Raw genomic sequence first — 20,037 nt, 5'->3', positions numbered from 1 at the left:
CAGCGGTGCTACTGCACAGCACTCTGTGCAGCGGTGGCTACTGCACGCCGTGCATGAGCTTCTTGATGCGCGGCGCGAACAGGGCCAGCACGATGCCCACTGCGATCGACGCTCCGCCGATCCACAGGTAGTACGGCACCTCGTCGTTCTCGTCGTAGAACCCGGCGAGGGTGCCGGCCATGGCCGTGCCGCACGCGACGGACAGGTAGAACAGCGCGACCATCTGCGTGTGGAAGTTCTTCGGTGCGAGCTTCGTCGACAGCGACAGTCCGACGGGGGACAGGAACAGCTCGGCGAAGGTGAACAGCAGCAGGATGAACACCAGTCCGAGCAGCGGAGCGCTGTTGGCGCCGCCGCCCGCCATGGGGATGAAGCACAGGAAGGCGATGCCCATGATGATCGTGCCCGCGGCGAACTTGATGGGTGACGACGGCTGACGCGGTCCGAGTTTGGTCCACACGGCGGCGAAGACACCTGCGAACAGGATGATGAAAACCGGGTTGATCGACTGCACCCAGGACGGCGGGAACTCCCATCCGAACAGGCTGCGGTTCAGGCGCGTGTCGGCGTAGACGGCGACCATCGTGAACTGCTGCTGGAAGAGCGACCAGAACACCGCGCTCGCGATGAACATCGGGATGAACGACAGCACCCGGCTGCGTTCGATCGGCGTGATCTGCTTGCTCGACAGCATGATGACGAAGTAGGCGATCGTCGCGATGATGGTGAGGGCGACGACGATGTCGGACATGTTGCTCGTCGTGACGAGGCCGGTCAGCGCGGCGACCGCGATGAGGACCACGGCGACCAGACCGATCCCGGCCGCTTTCGTACGGGTCTCGGCGGGCAGGGGATGCGGCGGCACCTTGCCGATGTCGCCGAGATGCTTGCGGTAGATCGTGTACTGCAGCAGGCCGAGGAACATACCGATCGCGGCGAGACCGAAGCCCCAGTGGAAGCCGTAGCGCGTCTGCAGGAAGCCGGTGAGCAGTGGGCCGACCAGCGCGCCGAGGTTCACGCCCATGTAGAAGATGGAGAAGCCGGCGTCGCGCCGCGGGTCCTGCTCGTCGTAGAGGTCGCCGACGATCGACGTCGCCGTGGCCTTCAGGCCACCGCTACCGAACGCGACCAGCACGAGGCCGACACCCACCCCGACGAAACCGGGTAGCACTGCGAGAGCGATGTGGCCGAACATGATGAGTACGGCGCTGTAGAACAGGGTTCGTTCGGAACCCAGTAACCGGTCGGCGATCCACGCCCCGAGAATCGTCGACAGGTAGACCGTGCCGCCGTAGGCGCCGACGATGGAGGTCGCGGCCGCCTGACTGATCCCCAGCCCGCCCTCGGATGCCGAGTAGTACAGGTAGTAGATCAGGATGCCCTGCATGCCGTAGAAGGAGAATCTCTCCCACATCTCGACACCGAACAGATTGGCCAGGGGCAGCGGCTGGCCGAAGAACCGATGGTCGGATCTCGACCCGGTCAGAGTAGGTGGTTCCAGCGTGGACATGGTCCCCACTGTTCCACCGCACGGGGCGCGAGCGCGAAAAATTCGCGTATCCTGCGGTCGCAGATCACACTTCGGGTGCGATTGTGAGAAACGAGACCGGAGGGTCGGTGCGGGTCGACCTCGGCGGGGTCAGTGGGCGTCGACCTTGCGGCGCTGGAGCAGTCCGACGACGACGCGCCAGCCCACCAGGAACAGGCCCAGGAAGATCGTCGCGACGATGATGAAGGCAGTCGCGGTGCCCTGGCCGGTGACGGCACGCAGCAGCATCCCGACGACGAGGGTGCTCACCCACACGAGGAGTCCGGTAGGAACGGCCGCGAAGGCGTCGAACTTGTCGCGGTAGAGCCACGCGGTGAGGAACCATCCGACGGTGAGGCCGCCGAGGAACGGCCATGCCGTTCCTGCGAGCCCTACGAGATCGAGCACTTCGTCGTGGCTGGAACGACCGAGCACGGCGAATACGACGACGAGAACGACGTCGATCGCCAACGCCGGGGTGTACTTCTTCACGGGTCCAGAGTAGCGGCGGCGCGGGGCCCGTCGGAACCTCCGGCGCGTGCTCTCGAGCACGATCAGGGCCGGTAGAGCGTGTGGAGCGCGACAGCGCCCCCGCCGGAGCAGGGGCGCTGTCGGTGCGAGAGGGGTCAGGCCTGCAGGCCGGCCTCGATCTCGAGGGTGATGGTGATCTTGTCGCCGACGACGGCTCCGCCGCCTTCCAGCGGCATCTCGATGCTGATGCCGAAGTCCTTGCGGTTGATGACGGTGGTGGCCTCGAAGCCGGCGACCGGGCCCTGGCCCATACCGGGGTTGACGCCGTTGAACTCGAGCTTCAGGTCGACCGGGCGGGTGACGCCGTGGAGCGTGAAGTCGCCCGTGACGATGTAGTCGTCACCGTCGGCACGCACGTCGGTGGAGGTGAAGGTGGCGACGGGGAACTGCTCGGCGTCGAAGAAGTCGGCGGAGCGGATGTGCGCGTCACGGTCGGCGTTCTTGGTGTTGATGGACTTGACGTCGATCTCGGCGTTCACGGATGCGGTGCCGTCCTCGGCGACGGTGATGGCGCCGGAGAAGTTCTCGAAGCTGCCACGCACCTTGCTGACGACGAGGTGGCGGACGGTGAAGCCCACGTTCGAGTGGACGGGGTCGATGGCCCAGGTGCCGGCGGTCAGGCCCGGGAAGGTGGTGGTGGCGGTCGTCATGGTGGCTCTCCTCAAAGTGATTCAACATTCAACTGCTTGTCTACGACCATGCCACCAAATGGTTGCGTACGCAACTACTATGTGATGTGAATCACGCCGGTTCGGGATTCTCCAGAGGTCGCCGTCGGCGTTCCAGGGTGCTGCGCTCGTGTTCCTCGCGCTCGGCGATCGGATCGATCTCGTCCGGCCCGTTGCCCCGGTACATCGCGGCGACGGTGGCCCAGCCCGTCAGGGCGACGAACGCGAAGCTCACCATCCGGTACACGAAGACCGCTGCCAGCGACTGCGACGCGCTCAGCCCGGCGGCGGTGAGCGTCGCGATGAGGGTACCGTCCACGAATCCGAGGCCACCCGGCGCGAGCGGCACGCTGCCGACGGCCTTCGCCGCCGCGAACGCGATGAACAACCCCGCCAACGAGGGGGAGCCACCGACGGCCCAGCACGCCAGTCCGAGGCACGCGACGTCCGCTGCACGGTGCACGGCCGACCACGCCACGGCGGCCACGCCGTCGCGACGAGCGAGTTCGACGGCCTCGAGCTGAGCGAGGGTGCGTTCGAAGACGTCGAAGCCGGTGCCCCTCGGCTTCCTTGTGATGCGGTTGACCCGGTGGAGCACCCACGTGCCCGCCGCTTCGATCGACGTGGGGTTCTTCGCGACGTACCGCAGGCCGAAGATCAACGCGATCGCGCCGGCGAGCGACAACACGAGCGTGACGGGGCTGATCCGGCTGCCGACCGCGAAGGCGCCGATCATGCCCACCGACGCCAGGGTCACCGCCGCGATGACGCCCGACACGGCGAGCTGCCACGAGGCGACCACGGGGGTCGCACCCCACTTGCGGGTCTGCTTGTAGGTGAAGGCTGTGGAGAAGACCGGTCCTGCGGGCAGGGTTACCGCCATCGCCGTGCTGCCGTAGATCACCGATGCCGAGCGCCAGTGCCCCACGCGCACCCCACCGGCGCGGAGCAGTCGCTGCTGCACTCCCGCGAAGCCGCTGAGGGAGATCATCTGCGCCAGCACGGCCGCCGCGAACCAGCCCCAGTGCATCTCCGTGACCGCGCGCCACGAGTCGCTCATCGTCGGCCACAGATAGATCGCCTCGACCGTCAACAGGGCCACGAGAGCGATCGCCGACACCCACTTGATCCACCGGAACGAGCCCCGACGCGGCGTGGCGTCGGGGCATGGAGGATCGTCGTGCGGCTGCGCCACGCTGTTCACCGTAACCGACCACAGGGTCACGGAGAGGGCGCTATGGCCGTTCCGCGTCGTTCACGGGTGTCGCGGGACGGACTGTCATTCCTCCGCCGAAGTGCCCGATTCGTCCCTCTCGTTCGCCTCTCCGGGGGCCCCGGGATAGCGCACCGGCCACGCGAGATGGGTCATCCGCCGGCGGCCGCGCAGTTGCACCTCGTCACCGAGTTCCCAGTGGCTGCGCTCCTCGTCGTCCGCGAAGTACAGCGCACTCGACGACGCGAGAACCCTGCTCGGGCGCATTTTCGCGAGCTCGGTCAGACGCGATGCCTCGTTGACCGGGTCGCCGATCACCGTGTACTCGAAGCGCTCCGCCGCACCGATGTTGCCGGCCACCGCGAGCCCCGCCGACACGCCGATCCCGACGTCGAGTCCGGTGATCTCGTCCAGGGCGAAACGCAGTTCGCGGGCCGCCGCGAGTGCCGCCGTGGGGGCGTCCGGCCGGTCGAGGGGAGCGCCGAAGATCACCAGCGCGGCGTCGCCCATGAACTTGTTGACGAAACCGTGGTGACGGTCGACCACCTCGACGACGACACGGAAGAATTCGTTGAGCAGTTCGACGACCTCGCTCGGCGGGCGCTCGGCGGCCGTCGCCGTCGAACCCACCATGTCGACGAACAACACCGCGACGTAGCGCGTCTCACCACCGAGTTCGGTGCCGTACTGCAGCGCCCGGCGTGCGACGTCCTCGCCGACGTGCTGACCGAACAACTCCCGCAGACGCCGACGCTCGTCGGACTCCGCCATCATCCGGTTGAAGCCGACCTGCAGGCGTCCGATCTCGCTACCGTCGAACACCTCGACCTGCACTCCCGAGGCGCCGCGCTGCACGCGTTCGATCGCCCAGCGGAGCTGCTTGATCGGGTCGGAGATCTGCGCCGACGTCAGCAGCGACAACACGAGCGCGAGGCCGATCGACGTCACCGCGAGCGCGAGCACGGACAGGGCGAGCGCGTCGGCGTCGAAGTCGGTGTCGGCGCTCAGCTGCGTCACGCACAGCAGCACGATCCCGGCGACCGGCATGAGCGTGCCGAGCCCCCACGTCATGGCCAGGCGCGTGCCGACGCCGGGAGCCATCGTCCGGTCGAAGTTCCCCTCGCTCAGCGCCCGCGCGGCGACCGGTCGCAGGATACGTTCGCCGAGCATGTAGGTGAAACCGAAAGTGCTGGTCGCGGCCATCGCGACGGTGACCGAGACCGCCACCGCGAGCGAGGGCATCTCCTCGGCGGTGAGGAAGACGAAGAGCACGCCGCCGAGCAGCCACAGGCCGAGATGCACGATCGCCTGTCGCAGCGGGGCGTGCAGGGCGGCCATCTGCTCGGCCCGGGTGGGTGGGCCGCCGCGGAGCTGCCACCGGACGACCGAGCGCAGCATGATCGCCGCCGCGCTGAGGCTCACGATGCCGGCGAAGACCAGGTACACGGCGAACACCGCGAAGTTGCGGACCCGATCCGCGATGATGGCGTCGGTCTCGGCGATGGGGATGCCGTACCGGACGAAGGCGAACACGAGCAGGGCCCCGAACAGATTCGACGCGCCCATCGAGACCATGTAGAGCGGCCAACGACTCCGCAACGTGGCGGCGACAGCTCGGTACGACCTCAGCACGACTTCAAATCAAACCACTGTGCGGACGGTCACAGGATGGGGCGGTCACCGTTGGGGGTGTGGAGTGGTTGGATTCACTCGCCCCACCCACGGTGACGAAAGGTGCGAAACGTACACATGAGGCCGTCTCCGACCGGTCCCGATGCGGATGCGCCCCTGTGGCGGGCCGCCCAGGTCTTCCGGCTCGTGACCGTCGCATATGCGGTGGGATCGCAGTTCTCGACCGTCGTGAACTACACCCGTCCGGGCCTGTCGTGGTTCTTCGTCGGGGTGCTCGTGACGTGGTCGCTCGTCTCGGCGGTGCTGCTCTCCCGCGAGGCACGACTGCGGCGCACGGTCACCGTGATGGATCAGATCCTCGCCGTGGCGTTGATGGCGGCGACCCGGCTGGTCGCCGACCACGACTGGTACAGCAACCACCAGACCATGCCCACCACGCTGTGGGTCGCCAACGCCGTGCTGTCGGCTGCGATCCTCGGTGGTCCGCTCACCGGCATCGGCTCGGCGCTGCTGATGTCCGTCGTCAGCGCGGTGGTGCGCGACCAGATCAATCTGGACCTGTGGCGGGACGCGACGGCACCCGTGCTCGTCGCGTGCGGTGTGGCGATGGGATTCGCCACCACCACCGCGCGCAGTGCGCACCGGCAACTCGAGCAGGCCGTGCGCGTGGCAGCGGCCACCGAGGAACGGGACCGACTCGCCCGCCAGGTGCACGACGGTGTCCTGCAGGTGCTCGCGCTCGTGCAGCGGCGCGGAGTCGAGCTGGGCGGTGATGCGGCGGAGCTCGCGGAGCTGGCCCGCGAACAGGAGACCGCGCTGCGGCAGCTGATCTCCGAACAGGACACCGGCGTCGACCGCGGTGGTGAGAACGCCGACCTCACCGCGCTCGTCCGGGCCCGTGCCGGGACGACCGCGACGGTGTCCGCGCCCGCCGATCCGATCATGATCCCGCGGGATCGCGCGGAGGAACTCGCGGCGCTGACGACCGCGGCGCTGTCGAACACGCAACTGCACGCCGGTGACGGTGCCGCCGCCTACATCCTCCTCGAGGACCTCGGCGACGAGATCGTGCTCAGCATCCGGGACGACGGCGCCGGGATCGCGCCGGGCAGACTCGACGAAGCTCGTGAACAGGGACGCATGGGGGTGTCCAAGTCGATCGTCGGGCGAGCGGAATGGCTCGGCGGTGTCGCACTGCTCGACAGCGACGTAGGCGAAGGAACCGAATGGGAGATCCGGGTACCGAAGGGGGAATGAGTGGCCGAGATCAACGCGGAAGCACACGAGAACACCACGGAGGAACGCGGCACCGTCAGCGTGATGGTGGTCGACGACCATCCGATCTGGCGCAACGCCGTCGGACGTGACCTCGAGGAGGCCGGGTTCATCGTCGTCGCGGAGGCCGACGGTGTCGCGAGCGCCGCGCGTCGTGCCGCGGTCGTCCGCCCCGACGTCGTGCTCATGGACATGGCGATGCCCGACGGCACCGGCACCGAGGCGACCCGCGCGGTGCTCGAGGTCTCCCCGGACAGCCGGGTGCTGGTCCTGTCGGCGTCCTCCGAACGCGACGACGTCCTCGGCGCGGTGAAGGCCGGCGCGTCCGGCTATCTCGTGAAGAGCGCCTCGGTGCACGAACTCGTCGACGCCGTCCTCGCGACCGCGCGGGGACAGGCAGTCTTCACCCCCGGACTGGCCGGGCTCGTGCTCGGCGAGTACCGCCGGATGTCGAACGACGTCGCCGACCGTCGACCTCCACCGACCCTGACCGGTCGGGAGACCGAAGTGCTGCGTCTCGTCGCGAAAGGGCTGTCGGCGAAACAGATCGCCGCGCGGCTGACGCTCAGCCACCGCACGGTGGAGAACCACGTCCAGGCGACACTGCGCAAACTGCAACTTGCCAACCGCGTCGAACTCACCCGCTACGTCATCGAACAGGGCCTCGAATAGCGTCCCGCTCACACCCCTGACGACTTCTGAGGCATACCGATCGTCCCGTTAAGCTCGGGGGCATGGAACCGAGGGATCTGCGGGTGTCGGACGCCGAGCGCGAGCACGTCGGCGAACTTCTGCAGCGGGCGGTCGGGCAGGGAATGCTCTCGCTCGGGGAGTTCACCGAACGGATGGACACCGTCCTCGCGGCCAAGACCCGGGGCGACCTGAACCAGGTGCTCGTCGACCTGCCGGGCATCCAGATCCGACCCGAGTTCCAGGAACAGAACCTGCCGGGCATGTCGCAGTCGCGCTACCCCGCGCCGAGCGCGACCGGCTACCCGGCGTCGAGCGCAGCCGGCTACCCGGCGCCGAGTGCAGCCGCCTACCCCGCGACCGGCCAGGGCGCTCCTCTCGTGATCAAGGGTCGTGTCTCCGGCATCGAACGCAAGGGCCGCTGGCACGTGCCGCCCGCCATCGTCCTCGACACCGTCGCGTCCTCCGTGACCCTCGACTTCACCGAGGCGGTGATGCAGACGCAGGTCGTGCGGATCGACGTGAGCGACTACCTCAGCTCGATCAGTATCGTGCTCCCCGCAGAGGCCACGGCCGACGTCAACGGCGTCGAGAACGTCGCGTCGAGCGTGACGTCGAAGGTGCGCGGCGGAGCGCCGTACGGGCCGTTGCACGTCGTGGTGACGGGCAAGGTCCGCGGCGGGAGCTTCAACGTCACCCATCCGCTGTCCACGCGTCTGCGGAAGTTCTTCAACGGCAACTGACCCCCGAAACACTCGAGGCGACCCGCTCTGCGGGTCGCCTCGAGTTCGTTCGGGAGGTCAGTCGCGACGCTGTCGGGCGATCAGCTCACTGACGCTGATCGAACGCCCGCTGTCGGGGCCGTGGCGTCCACGGCTCCGCGACTCCGCGTCGTTCTGCTCCGGCTGCGACTCGTCCGCCGGTGCTTCCGGTCGCTCGCCGGCCGGACGGGGCGGCTGCTCCTGACCTCGGGATCGGGAGGGCAGAGGTGGACGAGGACCGCCCTGTGCCGGAGGCTGCACGCCCTGAGCCGGAGGCTGCATGCCCTGTGTGGGTGGTTGCTGAGTGCTCGGCGCGGGCGGACGGGCAGGTGCCTGCGCGGGGGGACGTTGCGCTTCCGGTCCCTGGGGCCGCTGCGATTCCGGTGCCGGGGATCGTTGCGCTCCGGGTGCCGGCGGACGCGGTGCGTCGGATGCGGACGGACGCGGTGCGTCGGATGCAGGCCGAGGACGCTGCGCGGGCGAGTCCCCGCCGGGCGACGTGCGGCGCAACTGCGACAGCCAGTTCTCGATCGCCTGCGGATCCCGTGCACGACCGGTGCCGGATTCGCCCGGGCGCGACGCCTGGGTGCCGGGCAGAGCCTCCGCATCGCCGGGGACGGCCGGCGGGCGGACGAACGACTGTGGCAGCGGCGGCGGAACCTCGCCGCGCCGGCGGCGGGGGAGCGGCGGCACCGACGAAGGCGACGACGGGTCGGAAGCTCCCCGCTGTGTGGCATCGAGCGGACCCCGCTGTGTCGGATCGAGCGGACCCCGCTGTGCAGCATCGCGCTGCGGCACCTCGGGGGCACGACGTTCGGGCGTCTCCGGGGCACGACGCTCGGGAAGAGCCGAGCCGTTGCGCTCGTCCACCTGCGGCCGATCCTCCGGGCGACGACGCGGCTCCGGGACCGGACGCGACGGACGTCCCGGACCTGTACCGGGCTGCACCGGACGGCTCGCCGGCGTCGGACGCCCGGCTGCGGGCGGCACCCGTTCGCCGTTGCGAGGAGCAGCAGGCGGACGTCCGGATGCGGGCGCGGCCGGACGGACCGGGGGACGGCCCGGAACCTGGCGTCGCGCCGGCGGCGGCGTGAGATCGCGGAGTTTGCGCTGTTCGGCGGCCGGCCTGGGCGGAGCGATCTTCGGCAGCGGCTGCGTGAGGTCGGAGCCACCCTCGAAGGCACCGGCCGGGAAGCGGTGCGCGCCCGTGGCCGCGACGGTCGCCGGGCCGAACATGCCGACGGTGATGAGTTCGGGAACGTCCTCGGGCATCAGTTCGTCGGCGAGGATGGGCTCGCCCAGGCCGATCTTCTCCTGGATGCGCTTCATCCACGCCGGAGCCCACCAGCAGTCGTCGCCGAGCAGCTTCATCACGGCGGGCACGAGGAACATGCGGATGACGGTCGCGTCGATGATCAGCGCGGCGATCATGCCGAACGCGATGTACTTCATCATCACCAGGTCGGAGAACCCGAAGGCACCGGTGACGACGATGAGGATCAGGGCGGCCGCGGTGATGATGCGACCGGTGTGGGCGGTACCGATCCGGATCGACTCGGTGGTGCTCGCCCCCATCGATCTCGCCTCGACCATTCTGGAGAGCAGGAACACCTCGTAGTCGGTCGACAGGCCGTACACGATCGCGATGATCAGCACGAGCACCGGCGACATGATCGGCCCCGGGGTGAAGTTGAGCAGGTCGGCGCCGTTGCCGTCGATGAAGATCCAGGTGAGGATGCCCAGCGTCGAGCCGAGACCCAGGGCACTCATCAATACGGCCTTCACCGGCAGCACGAGCGAGCCGAACGCCAGGAACATCAGCAACGTCGTCAGCAGCACGACGACCACGACCATCAGCGGCAGGGTGTCGAGCAGGGCCGCGATGGAGTCCTGCTCGATGGCCGGGGTGCCGCCGACGAGCACTTCGACACCCTCGGGCCAGTCGGCCGCGTGCAGGTATTCGATGGTGTCGGCGGACTCGTTGCGGTCGGTCAGACCGGCCTTGAGCACGCGGACGCCGTCCTTGGCGGGGCCGGTGATCGTGAACTTCTCGACGAGACCGGGGGCCTCGCTCGCCGTCGTGATGATCTTGTTGAGATCGCCGCCCTCGGCGCCGCGGACGACGAGCTTGACCGGCTCGGCGCGCTGGCCGGGGAACAGCTCGTCGAAGGTCTCCTGCGCGACGCGCGTGGGGTGCTCGGGCGGCAGGTAGGTCTCGTTGATGCCGCCGAACTTGATGCCGGTCAGCGGCATGATGAGCAGCAGCAGGCCGATGACCGTCGGGATGGTCACCTTCATCGGATTGACCATCACCCAGCGGCACAGGCGGCCGAGGAAACTGTTCTCGACCTGCTCGTTCGACTGGATCTGTCCGAAGCGCTTCATGCCGAACATGTCGATGCGCCTGCCGAGGATGCTCAGGATGGCGGGCAGGATCGTGATCGACAGCAGGGCGGCCAGCGAGACCGCCGAGATCGCGCCGTAGGCGACCGACTTGAGGAAGCCCTGCGGGAACAGCACGAGGCCACCGAGGCTGGTGACCACCATCGTTGCCGAGAACACCACCGTGCGACCTGCGGTGACGACGGTGCGGCGCACCGCCGCCGGGGTGTCGTAGCCCTCGGCGAGTTCCTCACGGAAGCGCGACACCATGAACAGGCCGTAGTCGATCGCCAGACCCAGGCCGATCAGTGAGACGACCGGCGCGACGAACGAGTTGACCTCGGTGAAGTTGGTGATCAACCGGACGATGCCGTTCGCCGCGACGATCGTGAGACCACCGGTGATCAGCGGGAGAGCGGCCGCGACGACGCCGCCGAAGACGAAGAACAGCAGGATGCCGACGGCGGGGATCGCGAGGATCTCCATGCGCTTGATGTCGTTGGCCATCGTGTCGTTCAGCGCGCCGGAGATCGGCTGCAGACCGGCGAGCTGCACGTCGACGCCGTCGATGTAGAACGCGTCCTTGACCTCGCGGAAGTTGCCGGTCAGCTCCGTGTCGTCCTCACCGGCGATGGCGATCGACGCGATCGCGTGCTGGCGCGACGGGTCGGCCAGTGTCGGCAGCGACGGTGCGTTGTCGGTGGGCCAGTACGCGCCGTTGATCTTGAGGATTTCGTCGGGGTGCTCGGCGACCAACGAGTTCAGGCTGTCGGTGATCTTCGCGGAGAACGCGGGATCGTCGACCGTGCTGCCCTCGGGTGCCGTGTACAGGACCAGCACGTCGCCCGCGGTGTCGCGGCCGAAGGTGCCGTCGGCGAGCTTGGCAGCGGCGACGGACTCCGAACCGGGATCGTCCCAGCCGCTCTGGCTGAGGTGATCGTTCAGGCTCAGCCCGTACCCGGCGAGCGCGAGCAACCCCGCGACCATCACCGCAATGACGGTGAAGCGCGCGCGGTAGACGAGCCCTCCCCAACGGTCGAACACGTAAGTCTCCTATTCGGCGACGCTCTTGCGCCCCACCAGGAGAGCAGAAAGCGGTCGGAACGGCTGCAGCCAGGCACCCTCGTCGGGCAGCGATTCCAGGCTGACGCGGGGCAGCGGTTCGCGGAACACACCGGGAATGTCCTCGAGATCGAGGAACTCGATGATCTCGGAGGTCACCGCCCAGCTGGCGTGCTCGCGGAAACCGAGCACCTGGGTCGCGATGCCCTCCTGAGCGAGCCGTTCGAGGGGCTCACGGAACGCCTGCCCGTCGGCGGAGGCCACCATGACACCGGCGAGACCCTCCCGGTGCCTCAGCTCGATGTGGCGCAGCATGTCGGAGTCGACATCGCTGTCCTCGTCGATCTTCGGCTTGGCGAACACCGCGAAGCCCACATTACGCAGGGCCTCGACCCAGGGGCGGACGACGTCCGCGCTGCCGGGTGCGATGTTGGTGAACACCGTGGCCTCGGGTTCGAGGGTGGCGGAGTGCAGACGCGACAGTTCGGCGGTGCGCCCGAGCAACCACCGGCCGAGAGCGTCGAAGCGAGGACGGTAGGCGGCGGTGGGCCGGCCGCCGAGGATCGCGCCGAGGCCCATGTCGAGGTTGGGGGCGTCCCAGACGAGCAGGACCTTACGGACCGGCTCGACGCCGTCGACAGCAGAGGAGTCGGTCACGCCGGGAAGCTCTTCATGGACACTCATGCTCCGATCTTCCCCCAGACGAACTCGTTGATCGCGCTACCCACCTGGTGTGCCTTGTCCTCGAACTTGGTGACGGGGCGTTCGAGGCTGATCGGGGCGGTGCCGGTGAAGCGGGCAAGGCGCGGTTCCGCGTCGCCCACCTCGGCGATGGCCTCGGCGTATTCGGCGTGGTCGGTGGCCACGTGCAGCACTCCGCCGGGCTTCAAACGGTCGGCGATCAGGGCGAACGTCGGGGTCTGCAGGAGCCGGCGCTTGTGGTGACGGGCCTTGGGCCACGGATCCGGGAAGAACACCCGCACGCCGGTGAGCGACTCGGAGGTCAGCATCTTCTCGAGCACCTCGACGGCGTCGCCGCGCAGGATCCGCAGGTTCTCGATCGGCGCGTCGGTGTCATAGGTGCGTTCGACGGCCTGCAGTGTCTGGGCGATGCCGGGCTTGTAGACCTCCACGGCGATGAGGTTCACCTCGGGCTCGGCCGCGGCCATGGCGACCGCGGCGGTTCCCGTTCCGGATCCGATCTCGAGGACGAGCGGCGCGGAGCGGCCGAACCATGCGTCGACGTCGAGCGGTTCGTCGCCCACCTCCTTGCCGAGTTCGGGCCAACGACGGTCCCAGCACTGCTGCTGGGGGTCGGTCAGCGATCCACGGCGGGACCGGAAACTCGTCACCCTGGGGTACAGGCGGTTCCCGCGGGTCGGGCGCTCGTCGAGCGTCTCGGTGGTGTGCTGATCGGCTTCGTTCACCCGTCCATTGTCGCGTATTCCGAGAGTGTGTGGCGGGAGTGACCTGAGTGGCCACAGTGTTTTCTCAGGGAAGCATTCGTTCGGCTGCCCGTCAGCGGTCTCTCTGCGACAATCTCCGCCGACGATCGGGGGATCATGACGGGGGAGTTTTGGCACCACCTCGCCGCGCAGGTCGAACAACTCGATGCGCAGGCAGGGCGGTTGATTCGCAGGGCGCTGGCCGAGCATACGGCCGCGCTGCGGGTGCAGGTCGCGGGGCGGGCGGGGACCGGCCGGGAGAGCGTCGAGACGCAGGTGCGCCGAGTACTGCTCCACAGGCTCGATATCGAGGGTGGGGAAGTAGACGCGGCCGTGGCCGGAGTGGCAGTGGACACCCCGGACGGTCCCGATGCGGTTCTCGACGGCGATCTCGTCGTCTACGTCGTGCCGCGTCGCCTCGACCCGGCCGTCGTCCATCCGGCCGACCGCGCCGCGTCGACGGCCGTCGATCCGCGTCGCGTCGTCCTCGTGGTGCCGGGCGAGACGGATGACGCGGGGTGTGCCCTCGTCGGGCGGGCGATGGGGGTGCCGCCGGATCAGGTGGTCGCGGTCCGTGGCGAGGGGCGGCTCGCGGAACCGCTCGCCATGCGTGCGGTGGTGGCCCGCCGCCTGCGCGACGAGGAACTCGCCCGGGTCGTTGCGGGTATTCCGGCCACCCCGCAGGTGCGCGAACTCGTCGAACGGACCCTCGACCTGGTGGAACGCGACCCGGTGGAGTTCGTCGCCGTAGGGCCGCGGTGACACCGCCGGGAATCGTGGATCCGGCCGACGACGTCCTGCGCCGATGGAACCCGCGAGGATGGAGGGGACTGCACCGGCCGGCCGCGACCGGCGTGCGGGTCGTCGGAGTGCCCGGTTCCGGCGCCGGCACGCTGGCAGCGGAGTTACGGCATCTGGGCGGGATCGACCTCACGGACGACGGCCGCAGTACGAGTCTCACGGACGACGGCCGCGCCGTCACCCTCGTGGTGTTCGATCCGTCGGCGACGATCGGCCGCACCGAACTCGACCTCGTCCGCGCGGTGGCGACCGAGTCGATCGAGGTGGTCTGTGCGCTGACGGGCATCGACCGTTTCCCCGACTGGCGTGCGGTGCGCGACGCCGACGTCGAGATCCTGCAACGGCACGCATCCTGGCTGCCGTGCGTCGTGGTCCTGCCCGTGAGCGCCGCGGCCGCGCGGAGGGCACGCGAACTCCGGGACGACGCGAGCGAGGCGGTCCGGCAGACCCTGCTCACGGCGTCCGGACTCGTCGAACTGCGGGACGTCCTGGCCGCCACGGTCCGGTCGTCGCACGACCCGCGGCGAGCACGCGCAGCGGTCGTTGCCGCCACCCGGCCGATGATCGCGGAGGAGATCGAGCGACTGAGCGCGGAGGACGAGGAAGGGGACCTGCGTGCGGAACGCTCCCGCCTCACCGCTGCGGCACCACCGGCAACCTCCGGCCCCGACCTGCGCCGGTTGCAGGTGACGCTGTTGCAGGAGGTCGCGGTGCGCGTGCGGTCGGCGTCCACCGCCGCGGTGGAGGTGCTCGAGACCGCGGACGCGGATGCGGTGGTCACGACGATCGACGCCCACGTCGACGACATGTGCGCGCGGCTCGTCGAGGAGACGGCCCGGATCGCACCGGGCACGCCGGCTCCGGAACCCGCGCGCACGTCCCGCCCACCGGAGACCGCGCGGTCGATGGAGGACACGCTGACGGTGGTGTTCGGTGCGTCGGCGGGTGCCGGTCTCGGCAGACTGCTCGTCACCCCGTTCGGCGACCTGCCGGGTTGGATGTCGCTGGTGGTCGCGATCGCGTGCGCGGTCCCGGCAGCCGGATGGCTGATGCGGATCCGCAGGCGCATCGCCTATCGGGACCGGATGCGGCGGTGGATCGCCGACGAGCTCGCGACCGTGCGCGCGGAACTCGACACGTGGATCCGCACCCGCATCCACGAGACGGAACTGCAGTCCACCGCGCTCGCGGTCGCCACCCGCGACCGGCACGCCACCCGCGTGCGGGAACGCGTCGCGGCGATCGACGCGGAGATCACCCGGCGGCGCGGTGAACGACGCGCCCGCATCGCCGCGTGCGAGCGCGACCTGGCGGCACTCGGCCACATCCCGGAACCACGGGGCGTCCGCGTGCGTCCAACCGGATAGGAGCGATCCGGCGGGGGGCCGGGTCGGAAAGGGGAGACGATGGCCGAATTCGCCGGCTCGGGTGGTGCACCCCAGCCGTTCACCGATCCGTTCGATCCGTCCGGCTTCGATCCGTCCGAGGTGGCCGCCTGGGCCGACACCCTCGGCCCGACCACGGACCTCGACGGTGACGGCGCCGCCGAGACCGTCGTCGCCGACACCGAACGCTGGGGAGTCGGCGGCGACTGGGGCGACGGCCTGGTAGTGGCCACCGACACCGATCTCGACGGCAGCAGCGACCGCCTGTCGGTGATCGCGGACGACGGCCGCTACGGGGTGTGGGAATACTGTCGTGAGCTCGACGGATCGGGTCGGTGGAGCCGACTGGACACAGGTAGCCTTGAATACGACGTACACCACGGAGAAGAGTCGAAGTGATTCATATCCGGCTGCGCAGCAGGGGGAGGGGACGGTATTGTGCGCAAGTTCTGAATCGTTTCTGTGATATTTCCGACCGGCCCCGAGTGACGCCGGTCGGCATTCCGACGTTAACCTCTATGAAAAGGACATCCGGCGCCTACTTCGTCTGTCCGGCCACGGACGAAGTAGGTGGTACCCCTGCCGAGAGGGGAAAGCCCGGGTCTGCCATCGTCCGCACAGAAAGAACGTGCAGGTCGGCGGCGGGATCCGGTTCCGGGCACACCCCAGGAGAGTTTTGATGACCTCAGCGACCATTCCCGGTTTGAACGGTTCCGACGACAAGCTCCCGACCCAGCATGCCGAGTTGCTTGCCTGGGTCCAGGAGATTGCCGAGCTCACCCAGCCCGATCGCGTCGTATGGGCCGACGGATCCGATGAGGAATGGGACCGTCTCACCTCTCAGCTGGTGGAGGCCGGCACGTTCACGCGTCTGAACGACGAGAAGAAGCCGAACTCGTTCCTGGCGAGCTCCGATCCGTCGGACGTCGCACGTGTCGAGTCGCGCACCTTCATCTGCACCGAGAACGAAATCGACGCCGGCCCGACCAACAACTGGATGGCGCCCGACGAGATGCGCGCCACGATGACCGAGCTGTACCGCGGCAGCATGCGCGGACGCACCCTGTACGTCGTGCCCTTCTGCATGGGCCCGCTCGGTGCGGAGGACCCGAAGCTCGGCGTCGAGCTGACCGACTCGGAGTACGTCGTCGTCTCGATGCGCATCATGACCCGCATGGGCACCGCGGCGCTCGAGAAGCTCGGCACCGACCGCCCGTTCGTCAAGGCACTGCACTCCGTGGGTGCGCCGCTCGAGGCCGGCCAGCAGGATGTCCCGTGGCCGTGCAACGACACGAAGTACATCACCCACTTCCCCGAGACCCGTGAGATCTGGAGCTTCGGCTCCGGCTACGGCGGCAACGCGCTGCTCGGCAAGAAGTGCTACTCGCTGCGTATCGCGTCGGCCATGGCCCACGACGAGGGCTGGCTGGCCGAGCACATGCTGATCCTCAAGCTGATCTCGCCCGAGGACAAGGCGTACTACATCGCCGCGGCGTTCCCGTCGGCCTGCGGTAAGACCAACCTCGCGATGATCCAGCCGACGATCCCGGGCTGGCGTGCCGAGACCCTCGGCGACGACATCGCGTGGATGCGTTTCGGCAAGGACGGCCGCCTCTACGCCGTGAACCCCGAGTTCGGTTTCTTCGGCGTCGCGCCGGGCACCAGCGCCGACTCGAACCCGAACGCGATGGCGACCATCGAGGCCGGCAACACCATCTACACCAACGTCGCGAAGACCGACGACGGCGACGTCTGGTGGGAGGGCATCGGCGGCGAGACCCCGGCGCACCTCACCGACTGGCTGGGCAACGACTGGACCCCCGAGTCCGGCACCAACGCCGCGCACCCGAACTCGCGCTACTGCACCCCGATGTCGCAGTGCCCGATCCTCGCCCCCGAGTGGGACGACCCGCAGGGTGTGCCGATCTCCGCGATCCTGTTCGGTGGCCGCCGCAAGACGACGGTTCCCCTCGTCAGCGAGTCCTTCGACTGGCAGCACGGCACCTTCCTCGGCGCGACCCTGTCGTCCGAGCAGACCGCCGCGGCAGAGGGCAAGGTCGGTAACGTCCGTCGCGACCCGATGGCGATGCTGCCCTTCCTCGGTTACAACGCCGGCGACTACCTGAACCACTGGATCACGCTCGGCAAGAACGCCGACCAGGACAAGCTGCCGAAGATCTTCTACGTCAACTGGTTCCGTCGCGGCGAAGACGGCCGCTTCCTGTGGCCCGGCTTCGGCGAGAACTCGCGCGTGCTCAAGTGGATCGTCGACCGCATCGAGCACAAGGCCGGCGCGCAGTCCACGCCGATCGGCTACGTGCCCACCGCCGCCGACCTCACGCTCGACGGTCTCGATGTCGATCCCGCCGACGTCGACGAGGCCCTGAAGGTCGACGTCGAGGAGTGGAAGTCCGAGATCGACGGCATCGCCGAGTGGTTCGAGTTCCTCGGCGAGAAGGTGCCCTCGGGTATCCGCGACGAGTTCGAGGCCCTCAAGCAGCGCCTGGGCTGATCCCTTACACCACGACGAATGCCGCTCCCGGTTTCCGGGGGCGGCATTCGCCGTCTGCGGGGTGCGCAGTCCTGGGATGCAGCCGTCCTGGGACGCAGGGGTGAAATCCGGGAAATCGTCCACAGCGGACATCTCGGTTGTGCCACGCTGACCGATGACGTAGTTCGACGATGCACTGCAACTGCTTTCCGTCGGCGAGAGGGTCGTCTCGTGCGTGGTTCGGGTCGTATCGGTCGGAAGTGTGCGGCACTGGTGGGAGCGACGGCGCTGACCTGGGGGCTCCTGGCGGGACCCGCCGTCGCACAGAGCGACGAGCAACTCCGTGGGCGTGTCCTCACGTCCGCGGTTCCGTTGCCCGGCTACGAGATATCGCTGATCGCGACGTCGGACGACGGTCCCGCCCTGCTGGGGCGCGGGACCTCGGGGCCGGCGGGCGATTTCGCAATCGGATACGCACCGCAGCCGGCGTCGTCGGTGATCTATGCGGTGGCTGAGAAACCGGGCTCTCCGGTGGTGTTGAGCGGCGTACTGGGCGTGGGGGATTCGCCGACGGACGTCATCCTCGACGAGAAGACCACGGTGGCAGCGGCTTACGCGCTGGCGCAGTTCACCGAGGGCGGGAGGGTCGCCGGGCCGGCGCCCGGTCTGCAGAACGCGGCGCGAATGGCACACAATCTCGTCGACCCCGTCACAGGCGACATCGCCCCGGTACTCGGAACTTCCCCGAACGGCCCCGACACCGAAGCGCTGGCCACCTTCGGTTCTCTCGCCGACATGGTCGCCAACTGCATCGCCCTGCAGCAGGTGTGCGACCAGCTGGTGCGGCTCGCCGGAACGCCCGGTGGGGCACCGGCTTCCGACACCTGGCAGGCCCTGGTGAACACCGCCCGTCATCCCTGGCAGAACGTCGTCGAGTTGTTCGCGGTGTCGAAGGCCGGTCCGTCCCCGATCGTCCCCGACCGCGTCCTCCCGCCGAGCGCATGGACGTTGGCGCTGCGCTTCGTCGGCGACGGTGTGTCGATGGACGGACCGGGCAACATGACCGTCGACCGCGACGGCAACATCTGGGTGACCAACAACTACGAATATGCGCCCGGCACCGACACTCCCGTGTGCGGTGCGGAGAACCTCATCCGCCTCACTCCCACAGGAGAGTTCTATCCCGGATCGCCGTACACCGGCGGCGGACTGAGCGGGGCAGGTTTCGGTATCGACATCGACCGCGACGGCAACGTGTGGGTGGCCAACTTCGGGTTCGCGGCTCCCGCCCCCGGCTGCCCGGACGACCGGCAACCCCCGCACAACAGCCTGTCGGTGTTCACGGCGGACGGGCAGCCGATCTCACCCGACACCGGGTTCACGCAGGGCGGGATCGACTGGCCGCAGGGCCTGATCTCCCACAGCAGCGGCGACATCTGGACGGCCAACTGCGGCAACGACAGCGTCACGATCTATCCGGGCGGAAACCCGGCTGCCGCACGCAACCTCACCGACCTCGGCGTGACCAAGCCCTTCGCCCTCGCCGAGGGCACCGACGGCAGGGTGTTCGTCACCGGCAACGGCAGCGACACCGTCGCCGTGCTCGATGCCTCCGGCGCTCCGATCGCTCCGGCCATCGGTGGGGCCGGTCTCGAGAAGCCCCTCGGGGTGGCCGTCGATTCCGCGGGAACCGCGTGGGTCGCGAACTCGCGGGTCATCGGCATCCCCTGCCCGGACCCCGCGCTGACCCCCACCCTCGAGGGCAGCCTCACGATGATCGACGGGAATCTCACACCGTTCCCCATCACCGGCGGCGGTCTGCGGGTTCCGTGGGGTGTGGTCGTCGACGGCAACGACAACATCTGGGTCGCGAACTTCGCCGGCCGGGCCGTCTCCCAGTTCTGCGGCAGCAGGGCGGTGGCCTGCCGTCCCGGAACCACCACGGGCGCACCGATCTCCCCGGACGTCACCGGCTACGGCTTCGACGGCCTCGTCCGCAACACCGGAATCACGATCGACCAGGCAGGGAACGTGTGGTTGGCCAACAACTGGAAGGAGATCCCGATCCAGACCAACCCCGGCGGCTACGAGATGGTGGCCTTCGTCGGGGCCGCCGCACCCGTGACGCCCTGACCGTCAGGTGTTCTGCGATCGCTCGATTGCAGTGATCTCT

At 68.7% G+C, this 20,037-nt stretch carries 16 protein-coding genes; 8 read left to right on the top strand and 8 right to left on the bottom strand.

Features of this window, described 5'->3' with window-relative positions:
* Window positions 1-37 precede the first annotated feature (37 nt).
* The 5 genes from CKW34_RS20885 to CKW34_RS20865 all read right to left on the bottom strand — a co-directional run bounded on the left by CKW34_RS20885 (window position 38) and on the right by CKW34_RS20865 (window position 5,515).
* Entirely contained in the window at window positions 38-1,510 is a 1,473-nt protein-coding gene (locus CKW34_RS20885) for a peptide MFS transporter (protein WP_059383761.1), read from the bottom strand.
* 129 nt (window positions 1,511-1,639) lie between these two features.
* Window positions 1,640-2,020, bottom strand: coding sequence for a DUF3054 domain-containing protein (locus CKW34_RS20880; protein ID WP_016694523.1), 381 nt, complete (start codon window positions 2,018-2,020; stop codon window positions 1,640-1,642).
* Between the two features lie 134 nt (window positions 2,021-2,154).
* Window positions 2,155-2,709: a YceI family protein gene (locus CKW34_RS20875; protein ID WP_059383762.1), complete on the bottom strand. Its 555-nt coding sequence runs from the start codon at window positions 2,707-2,709 to the stop codon at window positions 2,155-2,157.
* Window positions 2,710-2,800: 91 nt separating this feature from the next.
* Window positions 2,801-3,922, bottom strand: a complete 1,122-nt coding sequence (locus CKW34_RS20870; protein WP_226950006.1) for a lysylphosphatidylglycerol synthase transmembrane domain-containing protein — start codon at window positions 3,920-3,922, stop codon at window positions 2,801-2,803.
* An 84-nt stretch (window positions 3,923-4,006) separates the two neighbouring features.
* A complete protein-coding gene (locus CKW34_RS20865) occupies window positions 4,007-5,515 on the bottom strand; it encodes an adenylate/guanylate cyclase domain-containing protein (RefSeq protein WP_059383763.1) in 1,509 nt (502 codons plus the stop codon).
* 174 nt (window positions 5,516-5,689) lie between these two features.
* Between CKW34_RS20865 and macS the strand changes: the two genes are divergently transcribed.
* From macS to CKW34_RS20850, 3 genes are all read left to right on the top strand, one after another.
* Entirely contained in the window at window positions 5,690-6,829 is a 1,140-nt protein-coding gene (macS, locus tag CKW34_RS20860) for a MacS family sensor histidine kinase (RefSeq protein WP_059383764.1), read from the top strand.
* A 63-nt stretch (window positions 6,830-6,892) separates the two neighbouring features.
* A complete protein-coding gene (locus CKW34_RS20855) occupies window positions 6,893-7,519 on the top strand; it encodes a response regulator (RefSeq protein WP_059383862.1) in 627 nt (208 codons plus the stop codon).
* 62 nt (window positions 7,520-7,581) lie between these two features.
* Entirely contained in the window at window positions 7,582-8,280 is a 699-nt protein-coding gene (locus CKW34_RS20850) for a DUF1707 SHOCT-like domain-containing protein (RefSeq protein ID WP_059383765.1), read from the top strand.
* A gap of 57 nt (window positions 8,281-8,337) precedes the next feature.
* On the opposite strand, the gene CKW34_RS20845 is transcribed toward CKW34_RS20850, so the two are convergent.
* Genes CKW34_RS20845 through trmB form a run of 3 tightly spaced genes read right to left on the bottom strand, consistent with a single transcriptional unit; the run spans window position 8,338 to window position 13,169 of the window.
* Window positions 8,338-11,724 (bottom strand): MMPL family transporter, encoded by a 3,387-nt coding sequence (locus tag CKW34_RS20845; RefSeq protein ID WP_059383766.1) that lies wholly within the window; start codon window positions 11,722-11,724, stop codon window positions 8,338-8,340.
* Window positions 11,725-11,733: 9 nt separating this feature from the next.
* Complete coding sequence (locus CKW34_RS20840; protein ID WP_059383767.1) at window positions 11,734-12,426, bottom strand: NYN domain-containing protein; 693 nt, start codon at window positions 12,424-12,426, stop codon at window positions 11,734-11,736.
* Entirely contained in the window at window positions 12,423-13,169 is a 747-nt protein-coding gene (gene trmB, locus CKW34_RS20835) for a tRNA (guanosine(46)-N7)-methyltransferase TrmB (RefSeq protein WP_080968363.1), read from the bottom strand. Before trmB ends, CKW34_RS20840 begins: the two co-directional genes overlap by 4 nt.
* Before the next feature lie 135 nt (window positions 13,170-13,304).
* Between trmB and CKW34_RS20830 the strand changes: the two genes are divergently transcribed.
* The 5 genes from CKW34_RS20830 to CKW34_RS24720 all read left to right on the top strand — a co-directional run bounded on the left by CKW34_RS20830 (window position 13,305) and on the right by CKW34_RS24720 (window position 19,997).
* Window positions 13,305-13,949, top strand: a complete 645-nt coding sequence (locus tag CKW34_RS20830) for a hypothetical protein (protein WP_059383768.1) — start codon at window positions 13,305-13,307, stop codon at window positions 13,947-13,949.
* 14 nt (window positions 13,950-13,963) lie between these two features.
* The gene (locus CKW34_RS20825) at window positions 13,964-15,355 is read left to right on the top strand and encodes a hypothetical protein (RefSeq protein ID WP_231921763.1); all 1,392 of its coding nucleotides are present in this window, start codon (window positions 13,964-13,966) and stop codon (window positions 15,353-15,355) included.
* Between the two features lie 39 nt (window positions 15,356-15,394).
* A complete protein-coding gene (locus CKW34_RS20820; RefSeq protein WP_059383770.1) occupies window positions 15,395-15,772 on the top strand; it encodes a DUF6802 family protein in 378 nt (125 codons plus the stop codon).
* A gap of 280 nt (window positions 15,773-16,052) precedes the next feature.
* Window positions 16,053-17,885, top strand: a complete 1,833-nt coding sequence (locus CKW34_RS20815) for a phosphoenolpyruvate carboxykinase (GTP) (protein ID WP_059383771.1) — start codon at window positions 16,053-16,055, stop codon at window positions 17,883-17,885.
* A gap of 252 nt (window positions 17,886-18,137) precedes the next feature.
* Entirely contained in the window at window positions 18,138-19,997 is a 1,860-nt protein-coding gene (locus CKW34_RS24720) for an NHL repeat-containing protein (protein WP_059383772.1), read from the top strand.
* Window positions 19,998-20,037 lie beyond the last annotated feature (40 nt).

The sequence above is a fragment of the Rhodococcus rhodochrous genome, from assembly GCF_900187265.1.
In the GTDB taxonomy this organism is placed as follows: Bacteria; Actinomycetota; Actinomycetes; order Mycobacteriales; family Mycobacteriaceae; genus Rhodococcus; species Rhodococcus rhodochrous.
The sequence above is the reverse complement of the archived record's forward strand: the minus strand, read 5'-3'. Positions and strand labels throughout refer to the sequence as shown.